This is a genomic window from Aeromonas sp. R2-2, from assembly GCF_040908355.1.
GTDB classification, from domain to species: Bacteria; Pseudomonadota; Gammaproteobacteria; order Enterobacterales; family Aeromonadaceae; genus Aeromonas; species Aeromonas veronii.
Window position 1 is genome coordinate 73,355 of record NZ_JBFODQ010000068.1, and the last position, 13,650, is coordinate 87,004.

Annotated in this window: 17 protein-coding genes; 8 read left to right on the forward strand and 9 right to left on the reverse strand. The window is 59.5% G+C overall.

Annotated elements, in window-relative coordinates; translation table 11 throughout:
* Nucleotides 1–265: 265 nt before the first annotated feature.
* The 8 genes from AB5Z09_RS14090 to nqrM are packed head-to-tail and all read left to right on the forward strand — an operon-like array spanning nucleotide 266 to nucleotide 7,376.
* Nucleotides 266–1,609 carry a Na(+)-translocating NADH-quinone reductase subunit A gene (locus tag AB5Z09_RS14090; protein WP_005349684.1) on the forward strand — a complete coding sequence of 448 codons (1,344 nt, stop codon included), beginning with the start codon at nucleotides 266–268 and terminating at the stop codon, nucleotides 1,607–1,609.
* A gap of 3 nt (nucleotides 1,610–1,612) precedes the next feature.
* Nucleotides 1,613–2,842, forward strand: coding sequence for an NADH:ubiquinone reductase (Na(+)-transporting) subunit B (locus AB5Z09_RS14095; RefSeq protein ID WP_005338642.1), 1,230 nt, complete (start codon nucleotides 1,613–1,615; stop codon nucleotides 2,840–2,842).
* Nucleotides 2,832–3,620 (forward strand): Na(+)-translocating NADH-quinone reductase subunit C, encoded by a 789-nt coding sequence (locus AB5Z09_RS14100; protein ID WP_005338643.1) that lies wholly within the window; start codon nucleotides 2,832–2,834, stop codon nucleotides 3,618–3,620. Before AB5Z09_RS14095 ends, AB5Z09_RS14100 begins: the two co-directional genes overlap by 11 nt.
* A complete protein-coding gene (locus AB5Z09_RS14105; protein ID WP_005338644.1) occupies nucleotides 3,613–4,245 on the forward strand; it encodes an NADH:ubiquinone reductase (Na(+)-transporting) subunit D in 633 nt (210 codons plus the stop codon). The genes AB5Z09_RS14100 and AB5Z09_RS14105 overlap by 8 nt, the downstream gene beginning before the upstream one ends.
* Nucleotides 4,246–4,248: 3 nt before the next feature.
* Nucleotides 4,249–4,845, forward strand: a complete 597-nt coding sequence (gene nqrE / locus AB5Z09_RS14110; RefSeq protein WP_005338645.1) for an NADH:ubiquinone reductase (Na(+)-transporting) subunit E — start codon at nucleotides 4,249–4,251, stop codon at nucleotides 4,843–4,845.
* A gap of 32 nt (nucleotides 4,846–4,877) precedes the next feature.
* The gene (gene nqrF / locus AB5Z09_RS14115; RefSeq protein ID WP_005338656.1) at nucleotides 4,878–6,101 is read left to right on the forward strand and encodes an NADH:ubiquinone reductase (Na(+)-transporting) subunit F; all 1,224 of its coding nucleotides are present in this window, start codon (nucleotides 4,878–4,880) and stop codon (nucleotides 6,099–6,101) included.
* Nucleotides 6,102–6,104: 3 nt separating this feature from the next.
* Nucleotides 6,105–7,142 carry an FAD:protein FMN transferase ApbE gene (locus tag AB5Z09_RS14120; RefSeq protein WP_005338666.1) on the forward strand — a complete coding sequence of 346 codons (1,038 nt, stop codon included), beginning with the start codon at nucleotides 6,105–6,107 and terminating at the stop codon, nucleotides 7,140–7,142.
* 9 nt (nucleotides 7,143–7,151) lie between these two features.
* On the forward strand, nucleotides 7,152–7,376 hold the full coding sequence (nqrM, locus tag AB5Z09_RS14125) for a (Na+)-NQR maturation NqrM (RefSeq protein ID WP_005338668.1): 225 nt from the start codon (nucleotides 7,152–7,154) through the stop codon (nucleotides 7,374–7,376).
* A 73-nt stretch (nucleotides 7,377–7,449) separates the two neighbouring features.
* Here the strand turns inward: nqrM and AB5Z09_RS14130 are convergent, their stop codons facing one another.
* The 9 genes from AB5Z09_RS14130 to AB5Z09_RS14170 are packed head-to-tail and all read right to left on the reverse strand — an operon-like array spanning nucleotide 7,450 to nucleotide 13,650.
* The gene (locus AB5Z09_RS14130) at nucleotides 7,450–7,989 is read right to left on the reverse strand and encodes a DUF3833 domain-containing protein (RefSeq protein ID WP_236352938.1); all 540 of its coding nucleotides are present in this window, start codon (nucleotides 7,987–7,989) and stop codon (nucleotides 7,450–7,452) included.
* Between the two features lie 14 nt (nucleotides 7,990–8,003).
* On the reverse strand, nucleotides 8,004–8,546 hold the full coding sequence (locus tag AB5Z09_RS14135) for a chalcone isomerase family protein (RefSeq protein WP_236352939.1): 543 nt from the start codon (nucleotides 8,544–8,546) through the stop codon (nucleotides 8,004–8,006).
* Nucleotides 8,503–8,724, reverse strand: coding sequence for a TIGR02450 family Trp-rich protein (locus tag AB5Z09_RS14140; RefSeq protein WP_019445887.1), 222 nt, complete (start codon nucleotides 8,722–8,724; stop codon nucleotides 8,503–8,505). The genes AB5Z09_RS14135 and AB5Z09_RS14140 overlap by 44 nt, the downstream gene beginning before the upstream one ends.
* A complete protein-coding gene (locus tag AB5Z09_RS14145) occupies nucleotides 8,721–9,197 on the reverse strand; it encodes a DUF2878 domain-containing protein (RefSeq protein ID WP_368195522.1) in 477 nt (158 codons plus the stop codon). Before AB5Z09_RS14145 ends, AB5Z09_RS14140 begins: the two co-directional genes overlap by 4 nt.
* A gap of 2 nt (nucleotides 9,198–9,199) precedes the next feature.
* Entirely contained in the window at nucleotides 9,200–10,456 is a 1,257-nt protein-coding gene (locus AB5Z09_RS14150; RefSeq protein ID WP_368195523.1) for a class I SAM-dependent methyltransferase, read from the reverse strand.
* On the reverse strand, nucleotides 10,456–11,238 hold the full coding sequence (locus tag AB5Z09_RS14155; RefSeq protein ID WP_368195524.1) for a DUF1365 domain-containing protein: 783 nt from the start codon (nucleotides 11,236–11,238) through the stop codon (nucleotides 10,456–10,458). Before AB5Z09_RS14155 ends, AB5Z09_RS14150 begins: the two co-directional genes overlap by 1 nt.
* Entirely contained in the window at nucleotides 11,235–12,494 is a 1,260-nt protein-coding gene (locus AB5Z09_RS14160) for an NAD(P)/FAD-dependent oxidoreductase (protein ID WP_368195525.1), read from the reverse strand. The genes AB5Z09_RS14155 and AB5Z09_RS14160 overlap by 4 nt, the downstream gene beginning before the upstream one ends.
* Nucleotides 12,491–13,225 (reverse strand): SDR family NAD(P)-dependent oxidoreductase, encoded by a 735-nt coding sequence (locus AB5Z09_RS14165; RefSeq protein WP_157161269.1) that lies wholly within the window; start codon nucleotides 13,223–13,225, stop codon nucleotides 12,491–12,493. The genes AB5Z09_RS14160 and AB5Z09_RS14165 overlap by 4 nt, the downstream gene beginning before the upstream one ends.
* Nucleotides 13,222–13,650 (reverse strand): nuclear transport factor 2 family protein, encoded by a 429-nt coding sequence (locus AB5Z09_RS14170; RefSeq protein WP_157161270.1) that lies wholly within the window; start codon nucleotides 13,648–13,650, stop codon nucleotides 13,222–13,224. Before AB5Z09_RS14170 ends, AB5Z09_RS14165 begins: the two co-directional genes overlap by 4 nt.

A 13,650-nucleotide genomic window follows, 5' to 3' on the forward strand; every position in this document is an offset into this window, starting at 1 on the left:
AAACCTTTAAAACCACTACTTACAAGGTGTCAGGGGCTTATTCATTGCAGGTTAATTTTGTGATGGCACGGGGATTTTGCCCATTTGGCATGGCAGAAAATGCACCTTAAGTGGTAAACTCAAGCGCTTTTGAGTGAGCCTGCATGTTGAATAATTGTTGAGCCTGCCCACCTGGCACAACCACAACATCGACTCATTCAACCACCCGTCGTGATGTATTTCTCGGCGCTAACCAACCTCTCCCGTAACGGTAGTGCAAGTAAGTATGATTACAATCAAAAGAGGACTGGACATCCCCGTGCTGGGTGCGCCAGAGCAAGTAATCTACGATGGCCCCGCCATCACCCGTGTTGCGACACTGGGCGAGGAGTTTGTGGGGATGCGACCTACTATGTTCGTCAAAGTAGGTGATCGCGTCATCAAAGGTCAGGATCTTTTTGAAGACAAGAAGAATCCGGGCGTTAAATTCACAGCTCCTGCCACCGGTGTGGTTTCAGAGATCAACCGTGGTGCCAAACGTGTTCTCCAGTCTGTGGTCATCGACCTGGACGGTTCCGATGAACAGGTGACGTTTGAGCATTTTGCCTCTGCCGAGCTGGCCAAGCTCGAGCGCAGCAAGGTGCAAGAGATCCTGGTCGCATCAGGTCAGTGGACTGCGTTGCGTACCCGTCCGTTCAGCAAAGTCCCCGCGGTAGCGTCTGCCCCGCGCGCCATCTTTGTGACTGCAATGGACACCAACCCGCTGGCAGCCGATGCCGAGCTGATTATCAAGGAACAGCCGCAGGCCTTCCTCGATGGTCTGGCCGTATTGACCCGCCTGACCGACGGCGCAGTCTACGTCTGTAAAGGCGAAGGCAGTCTGCCCCACTCTCCGCTGGCTCAGGTCAAGGAAGAGATCTTCGTTGGTCCGCACCCTGCCGGTCTGCCGGGTACCCATATCCACTTCCTGGATCCGGTCAGCAGCACCAAGGTGCAGTGGCACATCAACTATCAGGATGTGATTGCATTCGGCAAGCTGTTCACCACCGGTCAGATCTTCACTGACAAGGTGATCGCGCTGGCTGGCCCGAACGTGCTCAAGCCGCGTCTGCTGCGTACCCGTCTGGGCGCCTGCATCAGTCAGCTCACCAACAATGAGCTGCGTGCCGACGAAAACCGTATCATCTCCGGTTCTATCCTGAGTGGTGCCAAAGCCGAAGGTGTTCACGACTACCTGGGACGCTACCACAATCAGGTTTGCGTGCTGGGTGAAGGTCGCGAGAAAGAGTTCCTGGGCTGGATCAACCCCAGCGCCAACAAGTTCTCTATCACCCGTACCACCCTCTCTCATCTGATGAAGGGCAAGCTGATCAACTTCACCACCACTACCAACGGTAGTGACCGTTCCATGGTGCCTATCGGCAACTATGAGCGGGTGATGCCACTCGACATCCTGCCGACCCTGCTGCTGCGGGACATGGTCTCCGGCGATACCGACGGTGCGCAAGCACTGGGCTGCCTGGAGCTGGATGAGGAAGATTTGGCGCTCTGTACCTTTGTCTGCCCCGGCAAGACAGAGTACGGCCCGATCTTGCGTGAGTGCCTGACCAAGATTGAACTGGAAGGTTAAGCGATGAGTTTCAAGCAACTTCTTGAAAATATGGAACACCACTTCGAACCGGGTGGAAAGTACGCCAAGTACTATGCCCTGTTCGAAGCGGCGTACACCCTGTTCTACACCCCGGGTAGCGTTACCCGCAACGCCTCCCACGTTCGTGATGCGCTCGATCTGAAGCGCATGATGATCATGGTGTGGCTGGCCGTGTTCCCGGCCATGTTCTGGGGCATGTACAACGTTGGTAACCAGGCGATTGCCGCCATTGCCCACATGGGCTCGGCTGCTGGTGCCAGCAGCTGGCAATATGCCCTGGCTACCATGCTGGGCGCCTCCCTCGATCCGGCTGTAGCCGGTATCGGCAGCAAGATGCTGATCGGCGCCACCCACTTCTTCCCGATCTACATCACCGTCTTCTTTGTCGGTGGTTTCTGGGAAGTGCTGTTCGCCATGGTGCGCAAACACGAGATCAACGAAGGCTTCTTCGTAACCTCCATCCTGTTTGCCCTGATCGTGCCGCCCGAGCTGCCCCTGTGGCAAGCTGCGCTGGGTATCACCTTCGGTGTGGTGATGGCCAAAGAGGTGTTCGGTGGTACCGGCAAGAACTTCCTGAACCCGGCGCTGGCTGGTCGTGCGTTCCTGTTCTTCGCCTACCCGGGCCAGATTTCCGGTGACGCCGTATGGGTTGCCGTTGACGGCTTCTCCGGCGCGACTGCCCTGAGCCAGTGGGCCCAAGGCGGCCAGATGGCGCTGATCAACGGTGCAACCGGCCAGGCTATCAGCTGGATGGACGCTTTCCTGGGTAACCTGCCGGGTTCCATCGGTGAAGTCTCTACCCTGATGATTCTGCTGGGTGCCGCCATGATCGTCTACATGCGCATCGCCTCCTGGCGCATCATCGCCGGCGTGATGATCGGTATGATCGCCACCTCCCTGCTGTTCAACGTCATCGGTTCCGATACCAACCCCATGTTCAACATGCCGTGGCACTGGCATCTGGTACTGGGTGGCTTCGCCTTCGGTATGGCCTTCATGGCGACCGACCCTGTCTCCGCAGCCTTTACCAACAAAGGCAAGTGGTGGTATGGCGCCCTGATCGGCGTAATGGTCGTGCTGGTTCGCGTGGTCAACCCTGCGTTCCCGGAAGGCATGATGCTGGCCATTCTGTTTGCGAACCTGTTTGCTCCCCTGTTTGACCACTTCGTCGCTCAGGCAAACATCAAGCGGAGGATTGCTCGTGGCGTTTAATAAAGATTCAACCCTCGGCACCGTCAGCGTGGTCACCGGCCTCTGTCTGGCCTGTTCCATCGTGGTATCCGTTGCCGCTGTGGGCCTGCGTTCTACCCAGCAGGAAAACAAGGCGCTGGACAAGCAAAGCAACATTCTCGCCGTAGCCGGTGTGGATGTGAGCGAAGTGGCCAAGCGCGACCTGGCCAAACTGTACGGCGAGAAGATCGAAGCGCGTCTGGTGGATCTGGCGACCGGTGACTTTGTTGACGGCGATGCCGACAACTTCGACACCAAGCAGGCAGCCAAAGATCCGGCCCGCAGCATCCGTCTTGCCGCCGCTGACGACAAGGCCAGCCTGCGTCAGATCTCCAAGCAGATCCCGGTATTCTTCGCCAAGGATGCCGAAGGCAAGATCGACAGCATCATCCTGCCCATCTACGGTCAGGGTCTGTGGTCGACCATGTATGCCTTCGTCGCCGTTGCCGCTGATGGCCAGACCATCAAGGGCATCACCTACTATGACCACGGTGAAACACCGGGTCTGGGTGGCGAGATCGAAAACCCGGCCTGGCAGGCGCTGTTCAAGGACAAGAAACTGTTCGACCAGAATGGCATGCCGGCGCTGCGCGTCATCAAGGGCCATGCTCCGGCGGGCTCCGAGCACGAGATCGATGGTCTCTCCGGTGCCACTCTGACCGGTAACGGCGTACAGCATACCTTCGACTTCTGGATGGGTCCCAAGGGCTTCGGTCCTTTCCTGGCCAAGGTTCGTGCAGGAGAAATCAACAATGGCTGACAAGAGCGAAATGAAGAAGTTGCTGTTGACGCCTGTGCTGGGCAACAACCCCATCGCCTTGCAGGTGCTGGGTGTCTGTTCTGCACTGGCGGTTACCAGCCAGATGAAAACTGCGTTTGTAATGACCCTCGCGGTCATGGCGGTCACCGCCTTCTCAAACCTGTTCATCTCCCTGATCCGCAACCAGATCCCGAACAGCGTCCGGATCATCGTACAGATGGCGATCATCGCCTCACTGGTTATCGTGGTTGACCAGGTGCTCAAGGCGTATGCCTATGACATCTCCAAGCAACTGTCGGTCTTCGTGGGTCTGATCATCACCAACTGTATCGTAATGGGCCGCGCCGAAGCGTACGCCATGAAGAGTGCCCCGCTGCCCTCCTTCCTGGATGGTATCGGCAACGGTCTGGGCTATGGCGCCATTCTGCTGAGCGTCGCGACCGTGCGTGAACTGCTGGGCTCCGGCACCTGGTTCGGCATCGAGCTGCTGCCGCTGGTGAATAACGGTGGCTGGTATGTGCCCAACGGCCTGCTGCTGCTGCCGCCGAGTGCATTCTTCATCATTGGTCTGATCATTTGGGGCGTTCGCACCAAGGATCCCAAGCAGGTGGAGGCGAAGGATTAAGGTATGGAACACTATCTGAGTCTGTTGATTAAATCGATCTTCATCGAAAACTTGGCACTCTCCTTCTTCCTGGGGATGTGTACCTTCCTGGCGGTGTCCAAGAAAGTAAAGACCTCCATGGGTCTGGGTATTGCCGTTATTGTGGTGCAGACCATCGCGGTTCCTGCCAACAACCTGATCTACAACTACGTGCTTAAAGATGGCGCTCTGGTATCCGGTCTGGATCTGAGCTTCCTGAGCTTCATCACCTTCATCGGTGTGATTGCAGCACTGGTACAGATCCTGGAGATGGCGCTGGACAAGTACTTCCCGGCACTCTACAACGCGCTGGGTATCTTCCTGCCGCTCATCACCGTGAACTGCGCCATCTTCGGTGGCGTCTCCTTCATGGTGCAGCGTGACTACAACTTCATGGAGTCTGTGGTCTACGGTGTGGGTTCAGGGGCAGGCTGGATGCTGGCGATCGTTGCGCTGGCTGGTATCCGCGAGAAGATGAAGTATTCCGATGTTCCGGAAGGCCTGCGCGGTCTGGGCATCACCTTCATCACCGCCGGTCTGATGGCGCTGGGCTTCATGTCCTTCTCTGGTATCTCCCTGTAATCGGCTTTCCTGCAATCAGAAAGGAACGATAGATGGAAATTATTTTGGGTGTGGTCATGTTTACCGTGATCCTGCTGGCACTGGTGGCAGTCATTCTGTTCGCCAAGTCCAAGCTGGTGACCGCGGGCGACGTGACAATCAGCATCAATGGTGACCCGGCCAAGGCTGTGACCAGCCCGGCCGGTGGCAAGCTGCTCGGCGTGCTGGCTGGCAGCGGTATCTTCGTCTCCTCCGCCTGTGGCGGCGGTGGCTCATGCGGCCAGTGCAAGGTACGGGTGAAATCCGGTGGCGGCGACATTCTGCCGACCGAACTGGATCACATCAGCAAGGGCGAAGCCCGTCATGGCGAGCGCCTGGCCTGTCAGGTTACCGTTCGCTCCGACATGGATATCGAACTGCCGGAAGAGATCTTCGGGGTGAAGAAGTGGGAATGTACTGTTATCTCCAACGATAACAAGGCCACCTTCATCAAGGAGCTCAAGCTGCAGATCCCCGATGGCGAGAGCGTACCGTTCCGCGCCGGTGGTTATATCCAGATTGAAGCCCCGGCTCACCACGTGCACTACAAGAACTTCGATATTCCCGAGGAGTATCGCGGTGACTGGGATCGCTTCAAGATCTTTGAGCTGGAGTCCAAGGTCGATGAGCCAATCATCCGTGCCTACTCCATGGCCAACTATCCGGAAGAGTTCGGCATCATCATGCTGAACGTGCGTATCGCGACCCCGCCCCCGAGCAACTGGACTGCCCCTCCGGGACAGATGTCCTCCTACATCTTCAGCCTGAAGGCTGGCGACAAGGTGACTATCTCCGGTCCGTTCGGTGAGTTCTTCGCCAAGGACACCGATGCCGAAATGGTATTCATCGGTGGTGGTGCAGGTATGGCGCCGATGCGTTCCCATATCTTCGACCAGCTGCGTCGCCTGAAGTCCAAGCGCAAGATGAGCTTCTGGTACGGTGCCCGTTCCAAGCGCGAAATGTTCTATGTCGAAGACTTTGACATGCTCGCCGCCGAGAACGAGAACTTCACCTGGAACGTCGCCCTGTCTGATCCGCAACCGGAAGACAACTGGGACGGCTACACCGGCTTCATCCACAACGTGCTCTACGAGAACTATCTCAAGAACCACGAAGCTCCGGAAGATTGCGAGTTCTACATGTGTGGACCTCCGGTGATGAACGCTGCCGTCATCAACATGCTCAAAGACTTGGGCGTTGAAGACGAAAACATCCTGTTGGATGACTTTGGTGGTTAATCCATGCACAGTGTTGTAAAGACCTGGCTAGCCTTCGGGCTAGCCTTTTTCTTGACTGGGTGCGGTCAGGAGACGGTCCAATCCAAACCGGAGATCCACATCACCGGCAGCACCATGGGCACTTATTACTCCATCAAGGTGGCGGACAGCGCCATCAGCGATCCGGCCAAGCTTCAAGCTGAGGTGGATGTGTTGCTGGAGCGGGTCAACGATCAGATGTCGACCTATCGCCCCGATTCCGAACTGTCGCGCTTCAACCAGAGCCGTGACAACAAACCGGTAGTGGTCTCCCGCGATACCGCACGGGTCGTCACAGAGGCCATTCACATTGGCCGTGAGAGCCAGGGGGCGCTGGACGTCACCGTTGGCCCCTTGGTCAATCTGTGGGGCTTTGGCCCGGACAAGAAGCCGACCAAGGTCCCTTCCGACGAGCTGATCACCCAGACTCGCCAGAAGACCGGTCTGGGCAACCTGCACGTCATCACCTCGGTGGATGCCGACACCCTGCAAAAAGACATTCCCGACCTCTACGTTGATCTCTCCGCCATCGCCAAGGGTTTTGGTGTGGACAAGGTAGCCGAGTATCTGGAGTCACTGGGTGCGCGCAACTATCTGGTGGAGATTGGTGGCGAGCTGCGGATCAATGGTGTCAACGGCAAGGGTCACCCCTGGCGCGTCGCCATCGAGAAGCCCACCGCAGGCACCGGCACGGTGCAAGAGGTGATCGTGCCCGGTGACAACGGGGTGGCCACCTCCGGCGATTACCGCAACTACTATGAACTGGATGGTCAGCGCTTCTCACACACCATAGATCCGCGCAGCGGCAAGCCGATCCAGCACCGTCTGGTATCGGTCACCGTGATCCACCCCTCCTGCATGACCGCAGACGGGTTGGCCACCGTGTTTATGGTGATGGGGACCGAGAAGAGCCTGGCCTATGCCAACGAGCGCGGCCTGGCGATCTTCGTGATCACCAAGACGGACAACGGCTTTGAAGAGGCTTACTCCGATGCCTTCAAGCCCTATCTGGTCAAGAAGTAAGAGGTAGAGATGCAGATTTTTCTGATCACCTTCGGGGTATTCATGCTGGTGATAGCCGCCATGGCTATCGGTTACATCTTCCAGAAGAAGACCATCTCCGGCTCCTGTGGCGGTCTGGGTAGTGTCGGCATCGAGAAAGAGTGCGATTGCCCGGAACCCTGTGACAACCGCAAGAAGAAGATGGCCAAGGAAGAGGCCCGTCGCAAGATGCTGGAAGAGAACCGCATCATCTGATGACTCTGGTTTTTCGGTAAACAAAAGCGCGCCATCGGCGCGCTTTTTACTGGCCGTTATCTTGCGTTAACGGTCAGGGCTGACGTTCGATATAGAGGATCACCTCGCCAAGATGGATACCGAACTTGCTGATCTCGGCACGATTGATCAGACGCTCTTCGTCCAACAGGTACATCCAGTCATCGAAGCTCACCCGCACCACCTCGCCATCCGGCAGCGCCAGATCGAGCTGATAACGCCAGTTGAGGGCGAACCCTTCGCTTTTACCCACCGCCTCTCCCACCACATCGGAAGCAGTACCTCGCCAGTGACCGTCAACCCCCTTGCTCAGATACCAGGTACGGGTCTGCTGGCGGCCATCATCAAAGTAGAACTGCTCGAACAGCTCTCCCTTGCCATCCTTCCAACAACCCACCATCTCGACCCGAAAGCGACTGGTCACTTCGCCGCTGCGGTCGGTTACCAAGCCGTGAGCCACTAATTTACCGTTGAAGAAACGGGCGAGATCCCAGTTTGGCCCCTGCCCCCGATAGTCATCGAGACTGGCACCACAGCCACTCAGCAGCAAAAAGGGGAGCAACAGCAACCAGCGGTATGCACGATAGAAAGGCATCAGAGACTCCATGTTCAGGGTTGGCCACGCAGGCGGCGGGTCAGGGCAGGATCGCGGCTGTTGTCAGCCAGCCAGATGGCGAGAAAAGCGGCCGAGAATTGCGGATCGGCCAGAGTGCCGAGGGGTTTTTCCTGCCACCAGAAGTGGCCTGCCCCGCCCTTGTCGACATAGAAGGTGAGCTTGTCGCCTGCCTGCACATCGGGCCAGAGTGCAGCGAGCTGGCCGAGCCAGCGCTGACGTTCGGCGTCGGAGCCAAGACCGAGTCGCTGCCACTCGGCGGCAGTGGCGCTCAACAGATCTTCCCGCTCGATGGATCTGGCATAGGTGAGGGTCAGGGCCTGCGGATAGTGACCGGGCTGATAGCGCCCGCTCACACTGTAGAGGGTGGCATCGTAGAGCTTGAACCAGAGCCAGTTCATCTCCCCCTGCCCGACCGGGCGCAGCTGCTGCCAGGGGGCGGCAGAAGCCTGCACTGCGGTTGCAGCCAAGAGCGTAAACGCCAGCAGTAGCGGGTTAATTCCACCCCATATGCCAGTGGTTGGGGTCTTCCAGTTCATGCCAGTCCATCTCCTGTTCTTGCAGGGTGTTGATATCCTGCATCACCACCTGCACCAGCCGACCTTGCGCATCCCGCTGGCAGGCAACCACCAGATAGAAGCGATCAGTGAGCTCATGCTGGCTCTCTTTGGTCCATTTGGAAAAAAGCAACGAGTCGGTCGAAAAGGTGTTTGTCATGACTCACCCTCCAGCTTGACCATTACCCACAGGAGTACGGGTAACCACCACATCCAGATCACTGCCAGCAGCGCCGTGCTGATCCAGATGCCCCAGGGTAAGTTTACTGCCCCCATGGCGGCCCCCGCCACATAGGAGGAAGCACCGCCAAATACGCCAAACAGCGCCTGCTGCCAGCGAGGCAAGCGCAACAGCCAGCGCAATCCATGGGAGAGGGTGAGAGCAAAACCAAGCCAGAGCAGCACCAGCCAGAGGGGAAAACCGGAAGGAAACCGGAACAGGCCGAGCTGCCAGAGCAGGACATCCAGCAGACAGCCGACGACCGCGATGGGAAGCAGCCGCCAGTCACGCTGGCGGCTGGGTGAGAAGAGAAAGTGCAGCAGCAAGATTGCCAGCAGCGGGCCCGGCTGCTGCCACTTCACCGCCAGCAACCAGTAGAGGTTGAACCCCAGCAGGTGAGCCCACTGCCACATGGTCAGTGACCGCTTACTGGCACATCACCCGACCAGCCAGCGGGCCCCGGCTTGGCGGCCTCCAGCTGCACCAGACTGATGGTGCGCTCCCAGAATCCCCCCTCGCAATAGGCAAAGTAGAAGTGCCACAGCCGGATGAAATCCTGGCTGTAACCGAGCTTGGGCAGCTCGGGAGCCAGCGCCAGAAACCGCTCGCACCAGTGAGCCAGGGTGCGGGCATAGTGATGGCCGTGATCATGCAACCGCACCAGCTGCATGTCAGTCTCCCGCGCCAGCAACCCCGCCATCTGGGAGACGCTGGGCAGGCAGCCACCGGGGAAGATGTAGCGCTGGATAAAATCGACCCCGCGCAGATACTGGGCGTGGCGCTGATCGGCGATGGTGATGGCCTGAATGAGCAGACGGCCACCGGGTTTGAGCAGCCGCGACAGCTGGCGGAAATAGTCGGGCAGGAAAGCGTGCCCCACCGCCTCGATCATCTCGATGGAGACCAGCTTGTCATAGGTGCCCTCCAGCTTGCGGTAATCCTCCAGCAGCAAGGTGATGCGATCCCCCAGCCCCTCCCGCGCAATCCACTCCTTGGCATAGTCATGCTGGGCCCGGGAGATGGTAGTGGTCGTCACCCGGCAGCCATAGTGGCGGGCGGCATAGACGGCGAGGCCACCCCAGCCGGTGCCGATCTCCAACAGATGATCGTCAGGGCCCAGCTCCAACCGCTCGCAGATGGTACGCAGCTTGGCCTGCTGCCCCTCTTCGAGAGTGGCCTCGGCGCTCGGATAGATAGCGCTCGAGTACTGCATATGGCTGTCGAGAAACCCCTGATAGAGGGTATTGCCGAGATCGTAGTGGGCGGCGATGTTGGAGCGCGAACCGGTCAGGGTATTGCGGTTGAGCCAGTGGCGCACCTTGTTGAACGGGAAACTGAGCCAGCCGAGGCGCCGCTCGAGGGAGTCAAGCAGGGTCAGGTTGCGGGCCAGCAGCCGCACCAGCGCCACCGGATCCGGGCTGGTCCAGAGCCCCTCCACCCAGGTTTCTCCGGCGGCAATGCTTCCCCCCAGCAACAGGCGACGATAGAAGGCAGGATCCTGCACCACCAGTTCGGCATGCAGATCGGTAACCGCGACGCCAAAGCTGTGGCGCTCACCGCCATCCCACAGCAGCAGCTGGCCATGTTCCAGGCGACCCAGCAGATTGAGCAGCAGTTGTCTTGCCCCCTTGTCGATGAAAGAGGCAGAGAGGGTTGATTGAGCAAGTTCCATTAGCGGCTCTCCGGATGGGTAAAAATCGGGGTTCGTTTGATAAATAGACGCAGGGCCTGCCAGTAGATCCCGAGCAGCACCTTCATGGTCATCCAGGGCCAGCGGGCCAGCAGGGCCACCAGCCCCTTGCGCGACAAGGGTTGGCGAGTGAGCGCCAGGGTTGCGTCAAACAGCTTGGCTTCACCGGATACGGGATGACTCTCGATGTGGATCAGTGTCTCCTGCGCGGGCGGTCTGATCCGCCAGTGATAGCGCATCGCCAGCCCCATAAAGGGGGAGACGTGAAAATCCTTGTCATGGGGCGCCAGCGCCGCCAAATCCAGCAGGTAGTAGTGACGCTCATTCCAGGGGGTGTTCGACACCTCTGCCAGCAGATAGCGTGCCTCGCCCTGCCGGTAGCAGAAGTAGAAGTTGACCGGGCTGAAGTAGAAGCCCAGACAGCGCACATTGCCGAGCAGCAGTACCCGCCCCTCGGGCTCGGCATCGCCACCCAGCTCGCTCACCTTCTGCCACACCGCCTGCTTGAGGCTCCCCTCACTCCCCTTGAGATAGTCACGGCGGTGAAACGAGAGCAGCCCAGCCCGCTCCACACCGAACCAGCGCCCCTGATCGAGCTGCGGCAGCTCGTCGAGATCCAGTCCCAGCATAAAAAGGCTGTAGGAGAAGGTGTGAGCCCGCGGCGCAAAACGGCGGTGGCGCACCGAACCCTGCCAGATGGCGCTGGTGACACCGGCCAGTTCGTTGGCCCCCTCATGTTCGGTGGCCACAGTGGCGCCGTTCATAGCTCGGCTCCGAAGCGCCTGGCGACATCCAGCGCGCTGCGTACCCCATCCTCATGGAAGCCGTTGTACCAGTAGGCGCCGCAGAAGTGGGTGTGCTGTTGGCCGCAGATCTCCGCACGTCGCTGCTGGGCGGCGATGGAGGCCTGATTGAACACCGGATGGTGGTAGACGAAGCGGCGCAACACCTTGCTCTCATCCACCTTGCCCTTGGGGTTGAGGCTGACGCAGAAGGGCTCCGGCGAGTTAACCCCCTGCAGGATGTTCATGTTGTAGCTCACCAGTGGCCGCGCCTCGTCATTGCCATCGAGCTGATAGTTCCAGCTGGCCCATGCCTTGCGACGAGTGGGCAGGCAGCGCGCATCGGTATGGAGCCAGACATCGTTGGCCTGATAGGGCATGTCGCCGAGGATGGCCTGCTCCCGCTCGCCGGGATCCGCCAGCAGCGCCAGCGCCTGATCGCTGTGGCAGGCGAAGATCACCTCGTCAAACCGCTCCTCACCGTAACTGCTCAGGATCACCACGCCGTCCGCGTCCCGCCGTACGCTCTGCACCGGACAGGCGAGGCGGATCTGCGACTGCCAACCCGCGGTAAGGGGGCCGATATATTCCCGCGAGCCACCCGGGATCACGTACCACTGGGGGCGATTGGCCACATCCAGCAGGCCATGGTTGGCAAAAAAGCGCAGGAAGAAGCCAAGGGGGAAGGCGCGCATATCGGCCAGAGTCGATGACCAGATCGCCGCTCCCATCGGCAAGATGTAGTGGCGGGCGAAGTAGTCACTAAACTCCCCCGCCAGCAGAAAGTCTCCCAGGGTCAGCTCGGGGCCAGCACCCTGATGTTGACCATCTGCCAGCCAGGCCCGAGCCTCCCGGTTGAACCGCAAAATCTCGGCGACAAAGCCGTAGAAACGGGGGCTCAACAGATTGCTGCGCTGGGCAAACAGGGTATCGAGGTTATGGCCGTTATACTCCAGCCCCTCCGGGCTCTTTACCGAGAAGCTCATCTCGGCCGGTTGGCGCGCCATGCCGATCCGCGCCAGCAACTTCAAGAAGTTGGGATAGGTGCGATCGTTGAAGACGATAAAGCCGGTGTCGATGGCATAGCTGCGGCCAGCCTGATTCACATCGACGGTCGCAGTATGGCCGCCCAGAGTCGGCGCCGCCTCGAACAGGGTTATGTCATGGAGTTTGTGGAGCAGAAAACCGGCGGTGAGCCCCGAGATCCCTGAACCGACGATGGCGATATTTTTCTTCATGAATGGCTTCCTTTCGATACGAGTGCGCGGCCAAGGCGCAGCCAGAGCCCCACCGGCAGCGCACCAAGCAGGCGCAGCAACCAGATGAAACGGCGGGGAAAGTGGATCTGGTGACGACCGGTGGTCAGCCCGTCCATGATGGCGCGGGAGGCCTCTTCCACCGTCACCAGACAGGGCATGGGAAAATCATTTTTGGCGGTGAGCGGCGTCTGGACAAAGCCGGGGCGGATCAGGGTTACTCCGATCCCTTTGCTGGCCAAATCGAGGCGCAAGGTATCCGCCAGATAGTCGAGGGCTGCCTTGGAAGCGCCATAAGCCTCGGCCCGCGGCAGCGGCAGCCAGCTCACCGACGAGCTGACGATGGCAAGGCGCGATCCCGCCCCGAGCAGCGGCAAGAAGGCGGCCAGTGCATGACCGGTGGCGGTCAGATTGGTGTCGATCACCCGGGCAAACAGCTCGCTGTCAAACCCCTCCGCCACATCCATGTACTCGCAGTTGCCTGCGTTGAGGATCAGCAGATCAAGGGATGGCAGCGTAGCAGCCACCCCGCTCATTGCGGCCAGATCCCGGGCATCGAACTGCAGCGGCGTGACGCCATCCAGCCCCAGCGCCTGCAGCCGTTCGCCATCGCGGCCACAGCCCCACACCTGCCAGCCTGCCCGCCGGTAATCCAGTGCCAGTTGACGACCGATGCCGGAGGTCGCGCCTGTAATAAGCACCCGGCCGCTCATGCGCCAAGCCTCATCTTGATAGTGCGCACGACGGGCCCAAGCAGCGGCAACTGCTCGTAGAGCATGGCGCCCAGGTCAAAATAGTCCCGGTGCTGGCACACCTTGCCCGCCTCGTCGAATTCGAGGCGGGTGGCCCCCTCCACCGTCACCGGCTCACCACCACGCAATCTGGGGTGAGAGAAGGTCATGGTCCAGCCGAGCCAGGCCTGCTGCCCTTGTTGCTGCTGACTGGTGATGACGAAACGGCAGTAGGCGAGGCGCTGATAGAGGGCGGCAAAATAGTCGCCAAGGGCCGCCAGCCCCTCGATACGGTGGGCCGGATCGGTAAAGACCACCTGTTCGGCATAGACCTCGGGCAAGCGGTGCAACTGCTGTCTGTCCAGTTGCTGATAGAGGCCAATAAAGCGGGCCAGCGGCTCGTTCAT